A 23,515-nucleotide genomic window follows, 5' to 3' on the forward strand; every position below is an offset into this window, starting at 1 on the left:
CGTTCAACAAGGAGATAAATGCTTGTCCCGGTATTCCTGCGGCGTGAGTCCAGTATGCTTCTTGAACACATGTATAAAAGAATGTGCCCTCTGGTACCCGATCCGCGCCGCGATTTCGTATATCTTTTCCTGGCTGTTCAAGAGCAGCTGCGCCGCCTTATCCATCCGGACCCGGTAGACGTAATCGCTCAGATTCTCTCCAGTTTCGAGCTTGTAAATCTTTGACACGTACACCGGATGCAGGTAAACGTAGCTTGCGATCGCCTGCAGGGACACGTCATCAGCCAGGTGCTGCTCCACAAACTGGTGCACCTGCTGGATGATCCGCTTGCGGGAATCCTTCGCCTCCTCCTCGCTACTGCGCTGCAGCCGGACGAGCAGATCGGCCGTCCATTCCTGAAGCTGGTGGAACGAGCGGTACGGTGTGCCCTTCAGCAGCTTCTCGTAAACGCCGCCCGCCAGCTCCGACAGCAGGCGGCCGTTCTTGTGCGCGAGCTGGGTTGCGGCGGACGAGACGGTGAAGAACACCTCCAGCAGGTGTTCCTCTGACTCCGTCCCGATGCGCCGAAGCTCCTCGAAAATGCGGGAGGTTCGCTCCTCGAGCGCGGACCACTGCCCTGCCTCGAGGAGCTGTGTCAGTGTAGGCAGCTCGTACAGGCTCGCGATGGGTGAAACGCCAGCCAGAGGAAGCTCCGCCTCCCCGTGCACGGTCAGCAACAGCTCCGGCTCACTGCCGATCCGCTGCCGCAGTGCCGTCAGTGTGTTATCGTATACCGGGAGCAGCTCATCTGGGAACGTGCCCCAGCGGCTGAGCAGGATGGTGACCGTGCCCTTCAAATACGTGCGGATCGCCTGCTGCAGCTTCGCAGCCGTCCGTTCCAGCTGGCGTAGCATCTCCGACTCGCCGCCTTCTCCGTACGAAGAATCGGCCGCCTTCAGCACGAACACCAGATAGCCGTGTGCGTCGCGCCCCGGCCACAGCTCGAATTGCGGGGCGAACAGCTCCTCCGCCATGTTCGCGATTGCGTACTCGAGCAGCGCCAAGCTATGCGCGTCGTAGCTCGGGAACGGATCCTCCATGCGTACGAGGAGGAGAGTGAACGGCTCGCCGAGCAGCGCCGGGAGCTCGAGCATACGCATCCGGTTCACCAGCCCTTCCCGGGCATAGCGTCGGCCCTGCAGCAACTCCGTGAGAAGGGTACCCCGAAGCTGTGGAAGGTTCTCCCGCAGCGTGCGAAGCGCCCGCTCTTGCGAGAGCACCTGGGCCCACTCCGCCTGCAGCCTTCGCAGCACGCGTTCAACCGTGGCCAGCAACTCCTCGTCCTTCACCGGCTTTAGCAAATAATCGGCCGTGCCGCGTACCATTGCTTCCTTCGCATACTCGAATTCGGCGAAGCCCGACAGTAGGATGCACCGGGTCTTCGGCCACCCAGCCTGCAACCGCTCTGCCAGATCCAATCCCGTCATGCCCGGCATCCGAATATCGCTGAGCACGATATCCACCGGATGCTCCGCGAGCAGCTCCAGCGCCTCGTAGGCCGATTGCGCCGTATGCACGCGCCCGATACCGATCGATGCCCATGGCACGAGATTCGCCAGCCGCTGCACCACATGCAATTCATCATCTACGATCAGCAGCTCCGCCATCCGAATCGTCTCCTCCTTCTTCCGCTTCTATGAGCGCCTTGCGCTCCTTGCCTTCTTCCGGGTTCCACTCCAGCGTCACGCGTAGGCCTCCGAGCCCGGAAGACTCCAGCGTCAGCCCCGCCGTTTCGCCGAATGCGTACTGCAGCCTCTGGTGTACGTTCCAGACGCCGCAGCCCATGCCGCTGTCCATCGGCTGCAGCAGTTTGTCGCGCAGCTCTTGCAAAGCCCCTTGGGCAAGTCCCGTACCGTTGTCCTCCACCGTCAGCCGGCATCTTCCTCCGTCCATGCTTCCGCGGATCCGGATTACCCCGTCGCCTGGGATGTGCTCGATTCCGTGAACGATCGCGTTTTCCACCAGCGGCTGGAGCAAGAGCCGCGGCAGCGTCAGCTCCTGCATAGCTTCAGGCACTTCAATATCGTAATAGAGCCGCTGCAGGCGCAAATTGTGGATGGCAAGGTAGCTTTCGACGAGCTGCAGCTCCTCCTGGAGCGGCACGTTCTGCTCCTCCACCCGGGTCGTATAACGGTAATATTCCGCCAGATTTTGCGCCATCGCCACGACGGATTCCTGATCACCGAGCTTGGCCGTGTTGATGATGAAGAACAGGCTATTGTAGAGAAAGTGCGGGTTGATCTGCGCCTGTAGCTGCTTCAGCGTCGCTTCGCGGCGGCGGATTTTCTCCTCGTAAACGTCCTCGACAAGCTCCTGAATTTGCTCCGCCATACCGTTGAAACGATCGAACAGAAAGTCGAATTCATTATCGGCATAGGCATGAATCCGGGTGGACAAGTCCCCTTTGCGCATCTGTTGGACACCTTGAAGAAGCTTCCGGATCGGGTACTGTACATGGCGATACAGAAGGTAGGCCATCGCAAGTCCGAGCAGCAGCAGCAGTCCGAAGCTGACGTAGAAAAGCAAGCTCGACATCGTAATCGGCTTCAGAATGGCATCCACCGGCAAATAATCGACCAAATACCAGCCCAGCTGGCCGGATTGGACGAAATTGACCGAATACTGCCTTCCGCCTAGAACGACGACCCGGTGTCCTATCGGAAGCAGCGGTTCCGGACCCAAAACACCGATCAACTGATGAATCTTCACGCTGTCGGACGTTCCGTTCATGATCGGCTCCATCCCCGCTTGATACAGGAATGGATCTCCTTTGCCCCCGGCCTTCACTTGATCCAGCATCGTCACGATATTGTCGATTGGAAAAGCGACCTGCAGCATCGCATTCACCTGCTCCGGCGTCTTGGAATTGGCGGGGTCGGCATACTGGCGAACGAAGTGATAAATCTCGGCCGAGCCAACGAAAATTTTCTCATAGCTCCACTGCTGCAGAGGCAGATGGCTTTTGACGTACTCCGCGTCGTACACCTTGAAAATATTGCTCGAAACGACCTTCTTCTCCTGCGGAAGAAAGACGGAAAGCTCATTGGTCCATGGGCTCGATACGCTCTGCAGGCTAATTTTCTCGGAAATCCGCGATTGTTCCTTCAGCGTGTCAAAAACAAAGCCGCCCCTATGCTCGATAAACGCTCGAACATAAGGGTCGAAGCCGAGAATAACCGGGAACAGCGAGAGCTGCTCCACGTTGGAATCGAATTGTCTCAGGAAGAAGGACAGCTGGCTCAGGCTCGAGCTCTGGATTTCATCCTTCACTACATTCACGCTGACTTTATTGGAATAGCCGTATAGTATCAGGGTCGGTACCAGTAGCAGTATGATCGCCGCCACAGCTTTGCGAAACAAGGTCGTCCGCGCCATCCAATCCCCCATCCCTTCGCGAGTTGCACCCTGCCGTACGGACCGTATTACCCCTTCACCGCGCCTGCTGCAAGTCCGCTTACGATATAACGCTGAGCGAGCAGTGCGATAATCAGCACCGGCAGCGTAATGATGCAGGCGGCAGCCATTAATGCGCCCCAATTGATTTCGGAGTAAGAAATGAAGTTGAATACGGCGATCGGCAGCGTCTTCGTTTTATCTCCTGCCAGTATAATAGAAAACATGAAGTTGTTCCAAGAAAAGATGAACGACAAGAGCGATGACGTAATGACGCCCGGCCCCGAGATCGGCAGAATGATCCGCAGGAACACCTGCGATTTCGTACAGCCGTCGATCAGGCCGGCTTCCTCGATCTCGGTGGGCAGCCCCTCGAAGAACGAGATCATGACCCAAATGATGAACGGCAGACCGACCAGCATATGGCTCAAGATAAGCGAAGCGTACGTGTCGATGAGTCCCATTTTATTGAAAATGATAAACCAGGGAATGAGGAACGTAATCCCCGGAATGATCCTTGCGACCAAGATCACCAGGCCAAGACCCTGCAGCTTATACCGGGCGATTGCGTACGCTGCCGGCAAACCTAGCAGAAGCGAGCCCAACGTAGAGCCGACCGCCACGATAAAGCTGTTAATGATGAACTTCATAAAGGCATACTGGCTAAATACACTGGCATAGTTTTTGCCGGTCGGCGCGAAGAACAGGAAGTTCTTGGTCGACATGATCTGCGCCTGCGTCTTGAAGGAGGCGAGCAGCATCCACAGGAACGGGAAGGCGAAGGAGAAGAGCACGATGACGGTTAACGCGGAATACAGGAAGTTCAGCCGCCGTTGTTTCTTTTTCACCGATATGGCCGTCATACCGACACCTCCAGTCGTTTGCGTACCCATATCAAAAGCAACGTAAGGCCCATGACGAGGGCGAAGAAAATGACGAGCAGCGACGAAGCCATGCCTAATTTAAAGTATTGGAAACCCTGTACGTATCCATACAGATTGAGCGTCTCAGACGCGAGGTTCGGACCGCCTTGGGTCGTCGAATAGATGATGTCGAACGTCTTCAGCACGTCGATCAGACGCAGCATAACTGCTACGATGATCGTCGGTCGCAAAAGAGGCAGCGTGATGTAAGCGAACTTTTGCCACAGCGTTGCACCGTCCACGTCAGCAGCCTCATAAGGATCGGAGGGCAGCGTCGACAAGCCCGCCATGACGATCAGCGCGATCATCGGTGTCCACTCCCATACGTCGATCAGCACGAGCGACGGAATGACCTGGGTCGGCGAAGCCAGCCACAGCTGGGCCGGTAGGCCGAGAGATTTCAGTAGCAGATTCGCCACCCCGATAGACGGCTCATAAATGAGAAGCCAGACAAGGCCCATCGCAACGGGTGTTGCGACCATCGGCAGCAGGAACAGCGTTTTGATGAGGTTTTTGCCCATGAATTCGCGGTTAAGCAGTAGGGCGATCGCAACGCCGAGCACCGTTTGCAGCACGATCGCAAACAGCGTGAACTGGAACGTCGAGATTACGGCGTGCCAGAAGCGCTCGTCCTTGAACAGTGCCATATAATTCGCTAGCCCCACCCATTTCGGCGGCGTGGTCGCCGACATGCTCCACTCATAAAAACTGATTCTCACCGTATACGCAATGGGAAACACCATCATGAGCAGAACGAACAACAGGGCGGGCAAGGTGTAGATCCATTTGATGTTGCGGTCGAACCAGCTGGTCGGCATTCTTTCCAACCCCTTTCGGTTTGCTTTGATATCGTCAGACTGTCCGGAAGAAGAGAAAAGTGCCCCCTCGGTGCCGCACAAGGCTTGCCGCGAAGACACTTTCCTGTTCGTTCCCTATAAAGCCGTTTATTTCGAATTGTCCTTGTCGATGATGGTCTGCAGTTCTTTATTCGCCTGCTCGGCGGCCGCTTTAATGTCTTCGCCGGTCATCGCCTTCAGTACTATGGCGCCTACCGCGTCGCGGGCTTCGCCTACACTGATAACGGTCGGACGATCATGGTCGACGCCGCCCTTGGAAGATTCCTTGATGACAGGTACGAGTTCGGCCGGGAAACCGGTCGTGCCTTCCGGTTTATCCCATACGGACATTCGGGCACCGGGGTTTCCTTTTTGCTGCGTCTGAAGCACGATCTCTTTGCTCGTCGCCCATTTAATGAATTCCCAAGCGGCGTCTTTGTTCGCGGACTTGGAATTCATCGCAAGGCCCCAGGAGGTAATGTTGTAAGGCTTGGAGCCGGCGGAACCGCTAGGGAATACCGCGAAGCCCACTTTATCGGCGATCGTCGATTTCGACGGATCAGTCGCATTCTGGTAGATCGAGTTCGCATCGGTATAGAATGCAACTTTGCCTTGAGCAAAAATACCGATCGCCTGCGGCCAAGACATGTTGAGCACGCCCGGAGGGCCGTAGTTTTTGAGCAAATCGGCGTAGGTCGAGAACGCCTTGATCGCTTCAGGCGAGTTGACCGTCGCTTTGCCGTCCTTCATGAAGTCCGCGCCTTCCGAGTAGAGGAACGACGATACCTGCGTGATCAGCGGCGAACGCTGACCGCGCGCCACGAAGCCATACATTTCGTTCTTCGGATCATGCAGCTTCTTGACAGCGGCGACGAGCTCGTCCATCGTTTTCGGGACGGCAATGCCGGCTTTCTGCAGAAGATCCTTACGGTAATACAGAATTTCCTGCTCCGTGATGATCGGAACGCCGGCCAGCTTTTTGTCAACAGTTGTAGAGCTTACAGCCGCCTTGGTGAAATCGCCGAAATCATAACTCGGGTCCTTCGTCACATAGTCGTCGAGCGGTTGAACCCAGCCGTTCTTGTAAAAGAGCTGGCCCTCCTGCAGCGGGCGGTACATAAACACGTCCGGAGTCGTCGATCCGGTCGTAAACTGAACGGTCAGCTTCTGTGTCAGCTGGTCCTCAAAGAAGCTCTGCACTTCCACCTTCATGCCTGTTTGCTCTTCAAACTTCGGCAGCAGCGGCTTGATCGCTTCGCCCCACGGATGGTTGGCAGTCACGAGCGTCAACGTTTTGCCTTGAAAAGGTTTGGCGCCTGGAGCGGCTTGTCCCTGTGCGCCTCCCGACGGTGTATTGTTACCGCCTCCGCAGGCTGCCAGCATGCCTGTCGCCATAACGGTTGTAAGCCCTACGCCGAGTAAGCGCTTTACAGATGTTTTCATCTTCTTTATCCTCCCTTAAGCTGTAAGCCGAGCTTCCTTTGTTCGGCTAGCCCCCTGTAATGCTTTGTTCTTGCCGATAGACTAAGCTTAAGTGATTATAGCGTTCGAAGAAATAACGGAGATTAAACATCGATAACGCGAAATGAATGAAAACTTCCCTGATAAAGGTTAAAGTCTGATTCATGCCCTCTTAAGAATATGAATTGAGCTCATAATTCTTCTTATGATCCTCGCTTATGAAATACACGCTTATCATCTCCTACGACTCTACATAAAATCCTTTCTTATTCGCCCAGTAGCTCTGGGCGATGTGTACTGAAACTAAAAGAAGCGATGGGGCGGTTCCATCGCCATGCTATCTCGTACCCGTTACTTCAACAACGAAAAAGAGCTGCCATTAAGCCAGCTCCCTGATGCTCTTCTATGGATTTAATCAAATGACCAGCTCCGTAAATGTAACCAACTGATTCGGACTGGTTAACCTCTTTGACATTCTCTCAGCAGCACCCGGTTCATCCAATACCCGTCAATCGTTTTCTGTACTCCGAAGGGGTGTAATGCTTGAGCCGCTTGAACGTATTGCTGAAATAAGCCACATCCGCGTAGCCGAGCCGATCGGCAATCTCCGAAACTCGAAGCGATGTATGCGTCAATAATCGCTCCGCCTCATTCATGCGGGCGTGTAACACGTAGTCAACGAAGGTCTGATTCATGCGCTGTTTGAATAGCTGGCTCAAATAGCTCGGATTGAGATGGACCGCAGCCGCCGCGTCCGTTAAGGTAATCTCTCCGGGCAACCGCTCGGCAATGAGCTCCAGGACCAGCTCGACCGGAGACAGCTCCTGTGCATCCTTGACTTCCGGTTTGGCCGGCTTCTGACTCCCCACGTTCTCCATCCATTTGACGAGACAGCCCTTCATCTCCTCTACTTCTACCGGCTTAAGCAAGTAGTCAAACACCCCGAGACGCAGCCCCTGCTGGATGTATTTAAAATCATCGTGACCGCTGACCAGGACGACGGATACCATGCACTCGCGCTCGCGAAGTTGAGAGAGAAAAGTCAAGCCGTCCATCACCGGCATCCGAATGTCCGCAAGCACAAGATCCACGTCCCGGTCTCGAAGCCAGTCCAGCGCCTCCAAGCCATTCTGGCATTCCCCCGCTACCTGAAAAGGAAGCTCCGTCCGCTCGATCGTCCGTTTCACGGCCGTTCGCACCCAGCGTTCATCCTCCACTAGCAGTATGTTATACAACGTTCGTTCTCCTCTCTTCGGTCAAGCTCGTCAAGCCCGTCAACGGCAAACGAATTTGCACGACGGCCCCCTGCTCTGCCTGGCTATCGATGGTAATGCCATAACTTGCTCCGAACAAATACTGGATTCTGCGATGCACATTGACAATACCGATGCTGGGTCCGCCGTCCATGACATCCTTCTCGCGCAAGCTTTGGCGGATTTCCGCGAGCCGCTCTTCCGAGATCCCCATCCCGGTATCCTTGACCTGGACGACAAAGGTATTCCCCTCGCCCTCAAAGGCGGAAATACGAATTCTCGTGATACCTAGTGCAGGCTCGATCCCGTGCACGATGCAGTTTTCTACCAGCGGTTGGAGGGAGAATCGGACAATGAGCTGATTTTGCGCCCATTCCGGTACGTCCAGCTCCACCTCCAGCTTATCCTCAAAGCGGAAGCTCTGAATTTGCAAATACACCTTGGCAAAATAAAGCTCCTGCTTCAAGGAAACCGTCTGCGACGTTTGCTTCAGGTTATAGCGCAAGAGCCGTGCCAGCGCACCGGTAATATCGGAGATCGAATCGACCGATTGCTCGAGCGCCATCCCTCGAATCGTCTCCAGCGAATTATACAGAAAATGCGGATTCATCTGCGATTGCAGTGCTTTGAGCTCAATTTCCCGCTGTCGCAGCGCCAGCTCCGTCTCCCTAAGCTTGGAGAAATACACTTCATCCAGCAAGCTGCGCAGCCGCCCCACCATCCGGTTGAAGCTATGGGTGAGCAGCCCGATCTCGTCTTTGGATTCGACTTCCACGGAGCCGGTAAAGTCACCCGCCTCCACTCGTCTTGTGTAGCGAGCGAGTCGCTTCACTGGCCGGATGATGCTGCTGCCTAAGCCAATCCCGAGAATCGCCGCCACGAATAACGTAATGCATACCGTGAGAAAAATCGTGTGGCGGATGTAGGCCGTCCCCTGCAGCAGCTCGGAGTAAGGGATCGACGTAACCAGCGTCCACCCCAGAAAAGACGAATGCGCGTAGGTGAGCAGCCGCTTCGCGCCGGAGGTGGTTACGAACGATCCGCTGTCGCTTGTCAGAATGTTGGGCAAATTCTCAAATTCCGCCGGCAAGCCTAGGAAATTAAAATTCGGGTGATAGACGTATCGCCCCTCAGAATCCAAAATGTACATGTAGCCCGTACGACCGATCGTTACCTTCTCGGCAATTTCCTGAAACCGCTTAAAATTCACATCGATGATGATCATTCCGATGGGCTGCAGGGTGAGCGGACTGACCAAGCGCCTGGCGATGGAGATTACCTGCTCCTTGCGGTCGTCGATCCGGATCATCCGGGTAAAAATCTTAGGCTCATACCCTCGGGGAACGCTGGAATACCAATATTCGTTCTGGGGGTCGTTCGTCCGAATCGCATTTGGCGTACTCCACACATCAAAGGTCTGGATCTGCTCAAGCACTACCGTGATATTGGAAATATCGGAGCGGGAATACGCAGCCTGCTTTAGCACCTGCTTGACGTCATCCTGCATACCGCTCGTCTCAAGCTCCTCTTTGGAGCTAATCTTCGTTAATGCGTTCATGACCGGATCGTTGACGATTTTCAAAATGCTGATTTCAAAATCGTTCACGTAATATCCGACATGCGTGTTGACCTGCTCAATGATCTGCCAGCTGTATAGCTTGGCTTCATTCTCCAGCACATCTGAGGAACGAATGTAGGATACAAAGCCAATGAAGCACATCGGCACGACAATGAGCAAACCGGAATACACGAGTAGCTTGCTCGTCAGCGGAAGATCGCGCAGCAGGATCGTTCTCAGGATGCCTCGATAGATAGATTGCCACTGCTTCCACATGTCCTTCCGCCCCCTCGATTCTTTGGCACAAAAGGGGAGCCTGATGATAGGCCCCCCGTACAATTTTATGATTATTTTCTGGCTTTGTCGATAGCGTCCAGCACATCTTTATACTCAGCGCGATACTTGTCGATGGTCGGCTTCACGGCATCCTGCCAAGGCTTCACATCCTTCACCTCGGTGATCGTCACGCCGGCCGCGCGAATTTTCTCCTCGGACTTCTTCTCGAACTTTTTCCACTCGTCCCGTTGATACTGCACGGATTCCTGAGCGGCCTGCTTCACCAGCTTTTTATCCTCATCCGACAACTTGTCGAAAGCGACCTTGCTCATCATCAGCACTTCCGGTACGCGCTGGTGACCATCGAGAATCATATTTTTCGCTACGGTGTAATGGTTTGACGTATCGAAGCTCGGCCAGTTGTTCTCCGCCGCGTCTATGACGCCGGTCTGCAGAGAGCTGAAAACATCGCCGTACGGCATGGGCGTTGCGCTGGCGCCCAGCGCAGAGATCAGGTCGATGTTGATTTTATTTTGAATGACGCGGATTTTCTGCCCCTTCAGGTCGCTGATTTTCGTGATTGGTTTACGGCTGTAGAAATGGCGCGCCCCGGAATCGTAATAGGCCAAACCGGCGAATCGCGATGCGGATAAGCTATCCAGAAGCTTGTTGCCCTCGGCGCTGTTTAGGAACTTCCACTCATGCTCCTCATTATCGAAAATGTACGGGAGACTGAAAACCCCCATCGCTTTGCTGAAGTCCGCCACGACGCCGGTGCTGACCCGCGTGAACTCGATAGCGCCGAGCTGCACCTGCTCCACGACCGCTTTTTCTTCGCCTAATTGAGAGGAAGGGAACACGTCGATTTTGATCCGTCCGTTTGACTTTTGGGCCACCAGCTCCGCAAACTTCTTATCCCCTAGTACGGTAGGATAGTCTGGAGGGTGCGTATCAGCTAGGCGCATGGTTAAGGTTGGCTTTTTATCCTCCGTCTTAGCGGGCCCCGCAGCTCCCTGATTATTTCCCGAATTCGTAGTAGTGCTGCTTCCGCAGCCTGTCAGAACAGCCCCACCCAGCAGCAGAGCGGCCACGGACCCGATGATCATTTTCTTCTTCATATCCTTCTCCCCTTTAGAAAACATATTTTTATCCTGCTCTCGTACTTCAGTATAATTGCAAGCGCATTCAATGCATATGTGAGTCATTTTATGTCTTTTTGTAATTATTTTAGCTTCCGTTATTTCCCATTAACGAGATGCGGGAGCCACAGCGAAATGTCCGGAATATAGGTGATTAGCATTAACACCACACACATCGCGAAGAAAAATGGCCACGACGCCCTCGTCGCTTGATCCACCGATACCCTGCCGATGGCGCAGCCGACGAACAAGACTGTTCCAACCGGCGGAGTAATGAGCCCAATCCCACAGTTCAGAATCAGAATGATGCCAAAATGGACGGGATCAATACCGAGCGACGTAACGACGGGCAGCAGAATGGGAGTCATGATCAAAATCATCGGCGCCATATCCATCGGAAAGCCCAGGAGCAAGAGCAGCACATTGATTAGCAGCAAAATCACCATCGGATTGCTTGAAATATGGAGAAACAGATCGGTGACCAGCGCCGGAATTTTCAGGTAGGCAAGAATCCATCCGAAGGCATCCGATGCCGCAATTAAAAATAGCACCATAGCAACCGTACGAAACGTGCGCTTAAGAATCAAGTAAAATCCGCTCAATGGGACATCCTTGTACACGAAAAAGGTCAGGATGAACGCATAGGCACACGCCATGGCGCCCGATTCGGTGGCGGTGAACCAGCCGCTTAAGATGCCGCCGAGAATGATCACTCCGGTCAGCAAAGAGAGGAAGCCGTCGCGGACAATTTTGGGCACGTCCGCCCATTGGATAGGCTCGCCTTTGGCATAACCTCGTTTAACGGCTATGAAATATGATACGGCCATGAGCGTGAACAATAAGCAAAGCCCAGGAACAATGCCGCCTAAGAAAAGGCTGGAGATTGAGACTCCGCCCGCTGCGATGGAATACAGCACCAGATTGTGACTCGGCGGGACCACGACGCCTTGGATCGAGGCGGAGGTCGTGACAGCAACGGCGTAATCCGCGTCATAGCCTTTTTTCTTCATGGCCGGGATGAGAACGGAACCGATCGAAGAGACATCCGCCACTGCTGAGCCCGAAATGTTGCCGAAAAACATACAAGCGACGCAATTCACCATCGCCAGACCGCCTCGCACCGCCCCGACAAACAGTTGCGCAAAGTTCACGAGCCTGACGGCCATGCCCCCGGCGCTCATTATCTGTCCGGCTAGGATAAAGAACGGAATCGTTAGCAGCGGAAACGAATTAATACCCTGAATCATGCGCTGACCGACGACGACCCATGGAATGTCCAGATAGATCAGCGTAATCAGTGTAGAGCCTGCCAGCGTGATCGAGATCGGAAACCGAAGCACGATCAGAACGACGAAGCTGAGTAGAAGAATGGCGATAGCAGTTGCGTTGATCATTCAGATCCCTCCTCGATTCCATGATGTCTTTTGGTGTCGATCCCAAGGAGCTGAAGCAGGGAATAGACACAGATCATTACCCCTGTAATGGGCATGACCACATATTGCACACTGTTAGGAAGCTGAGTGGCAGGCAGCGTGGACTCGTTCATAAGTACGGTGAACTCCCAGCCGTTGACTACCAAATAAAGCCCGAATAAAAAAATGCAGATATCGATCACCTTGTCCAGCACCCAGTTCACACGCGCAGGAAAAAACTTCGTGACGCTATCCATGGCCATATGCAGCTTTTCACGGAACCCAATGGCAATCCCCATGAACGAGAACCAGACCATCAGGAGCAGCGTGACCTCCTCCGACCAGAAGAACACATAGTTAAACAATTTGCGGGTGATGACCTGAATCGTGACGATGATCGTCATCGAGGCGAGGGCTATCAGCGCAAAGTTCTCGAACACACTATCGATGCCCAGCGCGATTCGCTTTAACGTCTTCATCTCACTTATGTACCCCTTTCTTTGCTCTTTGTTTATGATCCTCCTCATTGTAAAGGCTTACAGTTCCGAAGATAACGCTTTTCGTTTTAGATTCTTTTGTAATTTTTTTAGGTGGGCACAAAAAAATCAGCCGCTCTACAAACAACGTAGTTGAAGATAACTTCCGTTACATCAATGCTCAAAAAAAGGAGCTACCCTAGCGGCAGCTCCACACTATCGTAATCCATTAATTCATCATAAAGTAATAATTTGGAATTAAAATGGAGGTTACAACAGAAGGGAATTGGAGGGTCACTTATGAAGCTAAGGAGTATCATAATGAAGTGTATTCAATGGGCGGCTGTTCTCCCGCTGATTTACCTCTCGAGCGTTCAGACCGTCTTCGCGGATGGATTCGTGACCGGCTTGGATTCGGCTGGTTCTCCCCTCTCTTACTTGCCAATGGTTGTCCCCACTTTACTCCCTTCCCCCCTGTGGAAGCTTCCGATTTATTTATCCTTCCGGCCGCTACCGAGCGAAGCTAGCGTGAGGTGCCCAAATCCCGGGAATATGACAAGTGCTGCAGCAGTGCCTGATACCAGTCAAATTCACTATACCGGCAAAGCATTGATTTTGTTGTATCACAATATTGATCCCACCGAATCGGATATTACCATTTCTCCGCAAAAATTCGAAGCTCACCTGGATGCTCTGAAGGCCAACCACTACAACGTGGTTTCGCTTGAAGACTTGATATCCTTCCTCGAGGGGACTAATGACCTGCCACCCAATGCTGTGGTATTGACTTTCGATGACGGATACAGCTCATTTTATCGTTATGTTTATCCCGATTTGAGGCAGCGGGGGATAACCGCCACCGATTTTGTCATTGTGAACGATCTGGGCACACACGACGGCGATTTCAGGTTTTTGGACTGGTCGCAGCTGCAGGAGATGAATTGCTCAGGATTTTCGTTTTATTCCCACTCCTACAACCTCCACGAGCTGCAAACTGGAGCGAACGGAAATCAAGTATCGCCCCTGGCTAACCGAGTGTATATCGACGGTACCGATAATTTGGAGACGGAGGAGCAATATCGTACCAAGGTGTTGGCCGACTTGATGCTGTCCAATGTGCTGCTGCAGCAAAAGCTGGGCAAGCAGCTCCCCATCCTAAGCTTCCCTCATGGCGAGTACAATCAAGAGCTGCTGGACTTGGCGGGAAGCATAGGAATCCATTATTTTGCAACGACAAACGAGGGCATCAATGGGCCTGGCGATCATTTACTTAGGCGGGTAAACGCAGGCATGCCTTATATTAGCGGCGATGTCTTAATCGAGAAGCTGGCCGGCTACGATGATCCTAGGAAGTAAATGTACAGCCGACGGACATCACTTATTTATTTTATGGCTCAAGAAAGAAAGCCTATTTATCAACAATCAAGGACCGTTCAACCAATGAAATCGTGGCTTCTCATATGGCTCAGTCCGGGTGAAATTCTTTCAATTGATACATAAATTCCCCAGGAAGAGCCCGAGCACGAACACGCTGCGGATGGAACGCTGCAGGTCGGGGCAGACACCTTCGTTGACTTGGCGGATGATTACGTAGAGCGTCATATCACAGTCCGCTTATAAACCAATAAGAGGTCAACCAGCCGTTTCTGGCTGGTTGACCTCTTTGACATTCTCTCAGCAGCTTTCGATGAGCCGAGCCAGCAGCGCTGTTCGCAGCGGAATTTCATCGATGCGCACATACTCAAGCGGGGAATGAGCATGATCCCCTCGTGCGCCCAGACCATCCAGCGTCGGTGTGCCGACGGCCGCTGTAAAATTACCGTCACTTACACCGCCCGTCGCGGTTTCCTCCAGCGAAACGGCCAGCTCCGCCTCGGATATCTCACGCGCCAAGGCAAACAGCGAAGCCGTCTCTTCCGTCCGTTCCATCGGAGGCCGGATCATGCCTCCCGTAACGCGGATTTCGGCATTCGGCAGAAATGGCGCCAGCTCCACAAGCTGCGCTTCGATCCGCTTCGATTCCTCCAGCGTGGCGACCCGGACATCGATCTCCGCTTCGGCATGGTCTGCCACCACATTGCTGCCGATGCCCCCCTGCACTACGCCAACGTTTACCGTCGTACCCAGCTGAAAGTCAGTCATCGCATGCAGCCTCTGAATTTGGCAGGCCAGCTCCTGAATGGCGGATACGCCTTTCTGCGGGTTAACCCCGGCATGGGCGGAAATGCCCTTCACTATAAGCTTAAACCGGCCGCTCCCTTTGCGGGACGTCTTAAGCGCACCGCTAGGCTCCATCGGCGGCTCTAGCACAAACGCGGCCGCCGATTGCCGCGCAGCTTGTTCGATCCAGTCCCGGGACGTAGGACTGCCGATCTCTTCATCGCTGTTGATGAGCAGCACAACCCGTTTGCCCGCGGGAAAGCGGCGCATGTCCTGCAAAGCCTTCAGCGCGAAGATCGCCTGCAGCAGCCCCGCCTTCATGTCATAGACGCCGGGACCGTATGCCTTGCCGTTGTCGATGCGGAAAGGCCGGCGGGCAGCCTCACCGAGTGGCCATACGGTATCGTAATGGCCAACGAGCAGGATTTGTGCAGCGCCGTCGCCCACTTCACACAGCAGCCGATCTCCTGCCACCGGATGTGGAACCCGGATGACTCGTCCTCCGAGCAGACGGGTAAAATGGTGCGCGTACCAATCCGCCATCTGGTCGCCCGCTTCCTTGCACTTGGACGGCGAGTCCATATTGACGCTTTCCTCGAGCAGATCGAGCAGCTCGGGGAGATAGGATTCGATTTGTTCGGTTAAGTTGAATGACATGGTTGTAATGCATCTCCGTTAGTGGGATTGCGAATTGGAGCCGAACAGACGGTCCAAACCATACACGCGTTCCAATAAGATGATAAAGACAAGACTTAGTAAAATGACAACCGACGAGATGGAAGCTACGAGCGGATCCAGCGACTCCTGCATATGGCTGAAAATCGCGAGCGGCAGCGTCGTCGTGGAAGGAGAAACCAAAAATAGCGATACCGTCACATTGTCAAACGAGGTCAGGAAGGCAAAAATCATCCCCGACATGATCGCCGGCTTCAGCAGCGGCAGCGTAATATCCCGGAAGACATGAATCGGCTTGGCTCCCATAATATAAGCTGCCCGCTCAAGGGTGTAATCGAAGCTGCTCAGCCCCGTTAATACAAGGCGCACGACATACGGAATGGATATCAGGACGTGAGAGAGCAGCAAGCCCGCAAACGTGCCGGCAATCCCCACCCGAGTAAAAAACAGCAGCAGCGCAATCCCGATGATTAGCGCAGGCACTGTAAGCGGCGACAGCAGCAGACCGTTAATGAAGCCGCTGCCGCGAAATTTGTACTTGCTTAACGCAAGCCCCGCAAGCGTACCGATTAGGGTCGAAATGACCGCCGTCAATGCGGCGAGCTCAACGCTAAAGAGGAACGACTCCGTAAATTCCGGACGGTCGAAAATTTTGACGTACCACATGCCGGAGAAGCCCACAGGTGGAAACGACAAGTATTTCACCGACGTGAAGGAGGTCGGGATGACGACTAACAACGGCGAGATCACAAAAAGCACAACGAGAAACGTAATGGTGCCGAGCAGCCCGTTCTTTTTTGTCATGAGGAAAACACCTCTTTATAACGCTTCGTCTCCACAAGCCGGGTAAACAAGGTCACGAGAACGACCGTGGACGCCAGCAGCAGAAACGACATCGCGGCACCCAGCTGCCAATTCAGTTGGGTCATAATTTTCTCATATGCGATGACCGGAAGCACCTTCACCGATGTCCCGCCCATTAAAGCCGGTGTTACAAATGAGCTCATGGACAAGCTGAACACCAGCGTTGCTCCGGCCAGCATCCCGGGCAGCGTCAGAGGAAGCACGACGGTGAAGAAAGTGCGCACCTTGCCGGCGCCAAGAATACCCGCCGCCTTATACAAAGAGCCGTCAATCTGATACAGGCTGGTAGCAATCGCCAGGATCATATACACGATGAGGGAATCGGTCAACCCGATCACGACGCCGAGCTCGTTATACATCAGCTTGAGCGGCTTCTCGATCATGCCCAGCTTCAGCAGCACGTTGTTGATCAGTCCTTTTTCCCCGAGAATAATAACCCAGCCGAAGTTCCGAATGACGACGCTGACGAGGTGGGGCGCGATGATCAGGAAGGTAATGATGCCCCGCATTTTGCTTGTCGTCTGGGCCATAAACATCGCCACCGGATAACCGAGCAGAAAACAGACGATCACGGTATACAGACTCAGCTTGACCGTCCGCCATAGGATTTGGGCGTAGTAAGGATCGTTCACGAACAACAAGTAATTTTCGAATGAAAAATGCTCATGCTTATCCTGAAAGCTCAGCAACAGAATGTACAGCATCGGAAGCAGAAAAATGCCGAGCAGCACGACCAAGGCGGGGCCGAGCAGCAGAAGCGCGGTTCGTGTCAGACGGCTACGATCCTGCGTCATGATCCTTGCCCCTCTCTTGGGAATACGAACACGTCCTCCGGCTTCCATTCCAGATAGACCTCTTGACCAGAAGCTAAGGCCGATTCCTGCTGTGTGCTCTGCATACGCACCATAATGGAATATTTCCCGACCTCGACTTCGCATTCCGTATAGGCGCCGAGGAAAGAGGTCTGCTTCACCGTCCCGTTGACCCGATTGACACCAGACGTTCCGCGGTTCTCGCGATGAAGCGTAATTTTCTCCGGTCTTACATAGATGGAGACGCTCGTTCCGGGACCGACTTTGTTGCGAAGGTCTCCGAACAATTGGATTCCGGCATCGGATCTTAGCCGAAGCCCGCTGTCGTCCACCTTCTCAATAACCCCCAGCATCCGGTTCGACTTTCCGATAAAGGTGTGTACAAACTCCGAGGCCGGGCGATTGTAGATGTCCCATGGCGTGCCGATCTGCTCCACTTTCCCATGGTCCAGCACCACAATCCGATTGGACATGTAGAGCGCTTCCTCTTGATCGTGCGTAACAAAAATCGTCGTGACTCCAATCTCCTGCTGCAGGCGCTTCATCTCATCGCGCAACTCCTCGCGCAGCTTGGCGTCCAGATTGCTGAGCGGCTCGTCGAGCAGCAGAAGCGTTGGCTCGGTGACGAGTGCACGCGCGATGGCGATCCGCTGCCGCTGCCCGCCGGACAGCTGCTTAGGGTACCGCTCCGCCACATGGGGAAGCTTGACCAGCTCCAGCACTTTGTTCACTCGCGCAGTCATTTCACTCTTCGGCACCTTCCGCAGCTTCAGCCCGTACGCGACATTTTCAAATATGGTCATGTGAGGAAAGAGGGAATAGGTCTGGAACACCATACCGAGCTCCCGTTTGTTGGACGGAACGCCGTTCATCCGCTTCCCTTTGATCAGCAGCTCACCTTGATCGGGCTCCAGGAAGCCGGCGATCATATTCAGCGTCGTCGTCTTCCCGCACCCGGACGGGCCGAGAAAGGAGACGCATTCTCCCTGCTCGATTTGGATATTGAAATTATCTACAACCACGTTGGAGCCAAACCTTTTCTGGATGTTTCTCAATTCGACGTCAATGTTTTTGCTCACGGGGCCTCACCTTATTTTCCGACTTTAGGAGCTACTTCTTTATTGAAGCGGTCAAGCCACTCCGGTGTTTTCTGTCCGACGACCTCCAGATCGAAGTTGACGACCTTGCTGCGGTCGAAGCTCAGCTTTTTGCTTAAATCATCCGGAAGCTTGACATTCACGGCCGGATTGTAATACAGCTTGCTGCCGTATAGGGTTTGAATCTCATCGGTCAACAGAAAATCGATAAACAGCTTCGCCGCATTCGGACTCTTCGCCCCTTTGACGATGGTGGCGACGTTCGGAACGAGGTTGGCTCCTTCTTTAGGAATGACGAATTCCAGGTTCAAGCCCGCATCCTTTTGCACCAAGCTTCTGGCCATGGTCCATGTGGTATAAGCGGCTGTCTTGTTCTGCATATCCTGCTGCAGCTGCGCGGACGTTTTGGCGAAGGTCGGCATGTAGCCTGCGATCGTTTTCAGTTTCTCGAAGCCGGGGTCCATATTTTTCTCCGAGCCGCCATTCGCGTAGGCCAGCATGATCAGGGCGGAACGTCCGAAGTTGCTCGAAATTTCCGCGATGCTCAGGTTCCCCTTCATCTCAGGCTTAGCCAAATCGTTCCACGATTGCGGAATCGGCAGCCCCTTCGCTTTCACCATCTCCGCATTATAAGAAATGCCCATGGGCGTAAAATTGACGGTTACCCCGCTGTTATCCTTGACTTTCAAATCCGCGCCGACTTTTTTGATATTCGGAATGTCCTTATCGGAAAGCGGCTCCCACAAGCCTTCCACGCGTCCGCCTTCCTGCTCTCCGCCTTCGATTACGGTGACATCGATTTGGGGGGACGCCTTCTGGGCTTTCACCTTGGCGACGATTTCCGTGGATACGCCGGAGACATAGGTTAGCTTTACATCCGGATATTTCGCGTTGAATTTCTTGAAAATGTCATCCTTCATCATTTGCTCAACCGTTGCTCCGTTGCCGGCTACAACGAGCTGCTTCTCCGGCGCTAAAGTGGCATTGGCCGGCGCGTTACCTGCTGCCGCCCCCGAGGAAGTGTCTACCGCTTTTGGCGCAGAAGTAGCACAGCCTGTGAGCAAAGAAGCGAAGAGTGCAGCGACAGAAAAAATCGAACCCCATTTTTTCATATGAATCCTCCCTAATTTCGTCAAAATTTGTTCACTATATGTGAACGTTGTTTTCTATATGTGAATATGGTAAAATCTTATCATGCAAATGCCTTGTAACGCAATGCATTTTTAGGGATTTCTTGCAATGCAAGTTTATCTATGAAAATAGCATCGTTTATGTTACACTCCATCTGAAAATGTCACTCGGCCGCGGTTGCCCACTCATAAGGAGCATTGGATCCCCTATGGACAATCATTTATCCTCCGTTAAAAACAGCTGTAAATTGATGAAAGCGTTTCTCGATTCCGACAAGGAGCTGGGTGTCAGCGAGCTCAGCCGTCAGCTTCAGCTCTCCAAGGGAGCCGTTCACAAGCTGCTGATGACGCTTGAAAGCGAAGGCTTTATAAAACAAAATCCAGCCAATAAACAATATTCTCTTGGATATACGCTGCTAGAGCTCGGAAATAAGGTTCTGACGAATCATAACCTGGCGGAATTCGCCAAGCCGTTATTACAAACGCTTGCGGATACAACGCAGGAGTTCGTATGCCTCTGTGCCCGGGATCAATACGAAGCCATCTATGTGGACAAAATCGAATCCAAGCATCCCATCCGCTTCAACGTTGACGCATACCGGCGATTCCCGTTATATGCCACATCGGCTGCACGCTCCATTCTAGCTTTTCGGGACGATCGCTTTATCGACCATGTTCTATCGGAGGAAATCCGTACGTTTACCGCGTACTCGATGACCACGCCGGAGGAAATCAAAGAACGGCTCAACCGCATTCGTGCCAATGGCTACGAGGTCAGCTCGAATATGCGCAACGTCGGCGTCACCGGGATCGCCGCACCGATTTTCGATGCGGACGGGACCGTCAACGCTTCCATCAGCATGATCGGCCCGACGGATCGGGTTCAACCTCATTTGGATGCCTTTATCCAACATGTGGTAACGACTACCAAGGACATTTCGAATCAACTGGGCTTTCGGGGAAAATCGTGATGTGAATAGAAAAAAGCGACCCTCAGCTGCTTGACGCCGAGGGTCGCTTTGCAAGTAGACCAACCCATGAAATATAAATTGCTTTCAGTGATCGCTCGCTCCGGGCCGGTTAAACTATTCGCTTGAACAGTGTGTTGTTAATGAAGATAAAAAAAGATGACCCCCGAACGAATAACGAATTCAGAAGTCATCTTCAGTTTAAGAATATCTCACGGCCTCAATAATAAATTCACAATCTCCATTTATTTCGTGGATGACTTCATTATTGATCAGCTTAACCTTTAATGTAAGCGGTGCGTCGCTAGAGGCAAAAATGCGATAAGCTCCATCGTCCTGAGGTTTCGCAAGCAAATTAAGAGTCTTACCCGCAAACCAATAACGGTTACATCCAACGGTTCCTTGCCCCGGAGTAAGCTGCCAAGTCAACTCATTGCTTCTGGCATCACCCTTAATACCGATGGCATGTTCAATCAGATAAAGAATTGGGGCAATACCGGACCATCCTACAAAATCGGCTTTGTCAGCGTTTCCTGAATCAACGGCATCAGGCGGATAATTCTCCCAAATTGTGCCTGTATCCTTAAAGATCTGCACCACATTATTCAAGTGGTTTAAAGCAATTTCCTTTGCAAGATCCTTATAACCGTATTTCTCCAAACCGCGAATCACCATCGTGTTCGTTGGAGCCCAGACGGAACCTCGCCAGTAACCACCGCGCGGATCGTAGCCCTCCTCATCGGCTGAACATACAGGCACCCTGTGTACCCGATTAAATGTTGCCGGATCATTGAGCCAGCTCGCCAGTTTTTCCGCTTGCTCCTTCGTTGCCACCCCGGCGAGTAGCGACCAATATGCTGCTATCGTTTTTACTGGAGCTTGCTCACCGGTTTCTTGAACGTCAAAATAAAACCCTACCTTATCATTCCACATCATTCGGTTGATGGTATCAGTCAATTGGCTAGCTTCCTCATCAAGCCTATTGATCTGGCTGGCATAATGAGCCGCTTTCTCTTTATCTCCTCTGCTTTGGCAACGATCGATCAACACTTTGGCAATGTCGATCAAATTGCGTGCGAGAAGTACCATCTCACAGCTAATATCAACACCACTGCCTAAGTATTTATTGCGCGGATTGTTATCCATGCTCGCCCAATCCGTAACATACAAACCATAATGATTTTGCAGATGATATTGGAGCGCATCATAATAACGCAGATTCGGTTCATATACCAGTTCCAAACGTGCGGCATCACCCGTATGCTTGTAGCTTTCCAATTCCGCCCAGGCCATGATTGGATGATTCAAATTATCAAGTGTAAGATAAGGCGGAACCTCCACGGTTCTACCAAGCTTTGGCTGGAACATCTCTTCAAATGCTGGCCGAGCGGTTTGAAAAAGTCTTCTGTGACCGTAGTGATTGTGAAAATAGGAGTGCAACGGCAGGCGGTCATAATTTACCCAAGGCAAGAAATCCTTACCTGTTTCGCGAACCATTTCGCGAGGAATTTCACCGTCTTCGAATTGTTTACAATAAAAGTTATCGAGGGACCGAATCCCTGGAATATACGGATTTGCCAGATTGCAAAACATGGTAATGAATACGGTGTCCCATAAAAAAACATCCTGATTGAACGCAGCGTCGATAAAGTTGCTGACAAACCCGCTTTCATTCGTTGGGACATGCAGATTGCGGTAAGCAATCTCCCATGCTTTCCAGTAACATTCCAAATAGTCTGGACGCTGCTCATAAATAGGCTGCGGCAGGCTGCTCCGTGCTTCCTCAAAAGAAAGAAGCGGAACATCCTCGTACGATTTCTTTTGAAAATACATACCTCTAGGCAGTAAGTGGTGCTTTTCAATATTAGTAAGCGTCATCTATGATTACATCTCCATTATTTATGAATGACGATTAAACAATTTAATCGTTCTCATGATTCGTTCAGCAGTATCCTCTAACAGTTGAGAGGCTTGTTCAATGGCATCATCGAGTGGCATTGGTTTATCGACAATGGAGAATATAGTGTCAATTCCCTGGTCATATAAGGTATGAGCATCCCGGCCAATGGCACCTGCAACTACAATGACTGGAATGTTGTATTTTTGGGCTAAGCTAGCAACTCCTTGAGGAGTTTTGCCAAACGCAGTTTGAAAATCGATCATTCCCTCGCCAGTAACTACTAGATCCGCATCTTTCAACGCTTCTTCCAGCTGTGTGGCTTCGATCACGATCTCAATTCCCCGTTTCAACTCCGCCTTTAAAAAGGCCAATACGCCAGCGCCAAGGCCACCGGCCGCGCCTGCGCCAGGAAATTGTACAATTTCTTTTTGCAAGTAAGCCTCCAACAACTTACCGTAATGCATCAGATTTTGATCCAGGGTTTCCACCATTTCCTTCGTCGCGCCTTTTTGTGGACCAAAAACTTTGGATGCACCCTTCTCCCCGCATAAAGGATTATCAACATCGCAGGCTACAATAAATTTGACCGTGTTAACCCCATGATGCATGGCTGAGCAATCGATCGTGGCTAATCGGTCTAAACTTCCGCCGCCAAACTCTATTTCTTGTCCCTCGGCATCCATAAATTTCACACCTAAAGCACGAGCCATTCCTGATCCGCCATCATTCGTGGCACTTCCACCGAGACCAAGAATGATCGTTTTACAGCCCATTTCAATGGCACTCAAAATAAGCTGACCGGTGCCATATGTTGTAGTTACAAGTGGGTTTCTCTCTTCCGGTGAAAGTAACGGCAGTCCGGAGGCAGCAGCCATTTCAATCACTGCTGTCTCTCCGTCACCCAAAATTCCATAAAACGCCTCTGTTTCCCGCAAAATTGGATCTTTTACGCGAACCCGAATTATTGTTCCGCCCGTAGCATCAACCAATGATTCCACGGTTCCTTCGCCGCCATCCGCCATAGGGACTTTCGTAATTCTTAGATCTTTACTCACTTTCAAAAACCCTTTTTCAACAGCTTCCGCAACCTCTTTAGCGGATAAACTACCTTTAAAAGAATCAGGGGCAATGACTACTTTCAT

19 protein-coding genes are annotated in these 23,515 nt (G+C 52.4%); 2 read left to right on the forward strand and 17 right to left on the reverse strand.

The window, feature by feature from the left end:
- Nucleotides 1–3: 3 nt before the first annotated feature.
- The 10 genes from FPZ49_RS21050 to FPZ49_RS21095 all read right to left on the reverse strand — a co-directional run bounded on the left by FPZ49_RS21050 (nt 4) and on the right by FPZ49_RS21095 (nt 12,770).
- Complete coding sequence (locus tag FPZ49_RS21050; protein ID WP_144850623.1) at nt 4–1,647, reverse strand: response regulator transcription factor; 1,644 nt, start codon at nt 1,645–1,647, stop codon at nt 4–6.
- Complete coding sequence (locus tag FPZ49_RS21055) at nt 1,622–3,415, reverse strand: sensor histidine kinase (RefSeq protein WP_144850625.1); 1,794 nt, start codon at nt 3,413–3,415, stop codon at nt 1,622–1,624. Before FPZ49_RS21055 ends, FPZ49_RS21050 begins: the two co-directional genes overlap by 26 nt.
- A 47-nt stretch (nt 3,416–3,462) precedes the next feature.
- Entirely contained in the window at nt 3,463–4,296 is an 834-nt protein-coding gene (locus tag FPZ49_RS21060) for a carbohydrate ABC transporter permease (protein WP_144850628.1), read from the reverse strand.
- A complete protein-coding gene (locus FPZ49_RS21065; RefSeq protein WP_144850630.1) occupies nt 4,293–5,174 on the reverse strand; it encodes a carbohydrate ABC transporter permease in 882 nt (293 codons plus the stop codon). The genes FPZ49_RS21060 and FPZ49_RS21065 overlap by 4 nt, the downstream gene beginning before the upstream one ends.
- A 126-nt stretch (nt 5,175–5,300) precedes the next feature.
- A complete protein-coding gene (locus tag FPZ49_RS21070; RefSeq protein ID WP_144850632.1) occupies nt 5,301–6,635 on the reverse strand; it encodes an ABC transporter substrate-binding protein in 1,335 nt (444 codons plus the stop codon).
- A 512-nt stretch (nt 6,636–7,147) separates the two neighbouring features.
- Entirely contained in the window at nt 7,148–7,888 is a 741-nt protein-coding gene (locus tag FPZ49_RS21075) for a response regulator transcription factor (protein WP_144850634.1), read from the reverse strand.
- A complete protein-coding gene (locus FPZ49_RS21080; protein WP_144850636.1) occupies nt 7,881–9,740 on the reverse strand; it encodes a sensor histidine kinase in 1,860 nt (619 codons plus the stop codon). Before FPZ49_RS21080 ends, FPZ49_RS21075 begins: the two co-directional genes overlap by 8 nt.
- A 71-nt stretch (nt 9,741–9,811) precedes the next feature.
- A complete protein-coding gene (dctP, locus tag FPZ49_RS21085) occupies nt 9,812–10,858 on the reverse strand; it encodes a TRAP transporter substrate-binding protein (RefSeq protein WP_144850638.1) in 1,047 nt (348 codons plus the stop codon).
- 119 nt (nt 10,859–10,977) lie between these two features.
- Complete coding sequence (locus tag FPZ49_RS21090; protein ID WP_144850640.1) at nt 10,978–12,273, reverse strand: TRAP transporter large permease; 1,296 nt, start codon at nt 12,271–12,273, stop codon at nt 10,978–10,980.
- On the reverse strand, nt 12,270–12,770 hold the full coding sequence (locus FPZ49_RS21095) for a TRAP transporter small permease (RefSeq protein WP_144850642.1): 501 nt from the start codon (nt 12,768–12,770) through the stop codon (nt 12,270–12,272). Before FPZ49_RS21095 ends, FPZ49_RS21090 begins: the two co-directional genes overlap by 4 nt.
- A 318-nt stretch (nt 12,771–13,088) precedes the next feature.
- On the opposite strand from FPZ49_RS21095, the gene FPZ49_RS21100 reads away from it, so the two are divergent.
- The gene (locus FPZ49_RS21100; RefSeq protein WP_186445976.1) at nt 13,089–14,123 is read left to right on the forward strand and encodes a polysaccharide deacetylase family protein; all 1,035 of its coding nucleotides are present in this window, start codon (nt 13,089–13,091) and stop codon (nt 14,121–14,123) included.
- A 318-nt stretch (nt 14,124–14,441) separates the two neighbouring features.
- On the opposite strand, the gene FPZ49_RS21105 is transcribed toward FPZ49_RS21100, so the two are convergent.
- From FPZ49_RS21105 to FPZ49_RS21125, 5 genes are read right to left on the reverse strand one after another with little or no spacing between them, the layout of a single operon-like run.
- Nucleotides 14,442–15,584, reverse strand: coding sequence for a M20 family metallopeptidase (locus FPZ49_RS21105; RefSeq protein ID WP_144850646.1), 1,143 nt, complete (start codon nt 15,582–15,584; stop codon nt 14,442–14,444).
- A gap of 18 nt (nt 15,585–15,602) precedes the next feature.
- Complete coding sequence (locus FPZ49_RS21110; protein WP_144850648.1) at nt 15,603–16,406, reverse strand: ABC transporter permease; 804 nt, start codon at nt 16,404–16,406, stop codon at nt 15,603–15,605.
- On the reverse strand, nt 16,403–17,260 hold the full coding sequence (locus FPZ49_RS21115) for an ABC transporter permease (RefSeq protein ID WP_144850650.1): 858 nt from the start codon (nt 17,258–17,260) through the stop codon (nt 16,403–16,405). Before FPZ49_RS21115 ends, FPZ49_RS21110 begins: the two co-directional genes overlap by 4 nt.
- Nucleotides 17,257–18,357, reverse strand: coding sequence for an ABC transporter ATP-binding protein (locus FPZ49_RS21120; protein WP_144850652.1), 1,101 nt, complete (start codon nt 18,355–18,357; stop codon nt 17,257–17,259). The genes FPZ49_RS21115 and FPZ49_RS21120 overlap by 4 nt, the downstream gene beginning before the upstream one ends.
- An 11-nt stretch (nt 18,358–18,368) precedes the next feature.
- On the reverse strand, nt 18,369–19,487 hold the full coding sequence (locus FPZ49_RS21125) for an ABC transporter substrate-binding protein (RefSeq protein WP_144850653.1): 1,119 nt from the start codon (nt 19,485–19,487) through the stop codon (nt 18,369–18,371).
- Nucleotides 19,488–19,714: 227 nt separating this feature from the next.
- Here FPZ49_RS21125 and FPZ49_RS21130 point away from each other — a divergent pair, with 227 nt between their 5' ends.
- Complete coding sequence (locus FPZ49_RS21130; RefSeq protein WP_144850655.1) at nt 19,715–20,476, forward strand: IclR family transcriptional regulator; 762 nt, start codon at nt 19,715–19,717, stop codon at nt 20,474–20,476.
- Between the two features lie 198 nt (nt 20,477–20,674).
- On the opposite strand, the gene FPZ49_RS21135 is transcribed toward FPZ49_RS21130, so the two are convergent.
- Both FPZ49_RS21135 and FPZ49_RS21140 read right to left on the reverse strand, forming a co-directional pair.
- Nucleotides 20,675–22,351 (reverse strand): MGH1-like glycoside hydrolase domain-containing protein, encoded by a 1,677-nt coding sequence (locus FPZ49_RS21135; protein WP_144850657.1) that lies wholly within the window; start codon nt 22,349–22,351, stop codon nt 20,675–20,677.
- A 21-nt stretch (nt 22,352–22,372) separates the two neighbouring features.
- The gene (locus FPZ49_RS21140) at nt 22,373–23,515 is read right to left on the reverse strand and encodes a glycerate kinase (RefSeq protein ID WP_144850659.1); all 1,143 of its coding nucleotides are present in this window, start codon (nt 23,513–23,515) and stop codon (nt 22,373–22,375) included.

It is taken from the genome of Paenibacillus cremeus (assembly GCF_007786445.1).
Classification (GTDB): Bacteria; Bacillota; Bacilli; order Paenibacillales; family NBRC-103111; genus Paenibacillus_G; species Paenibacillus_G cremeus.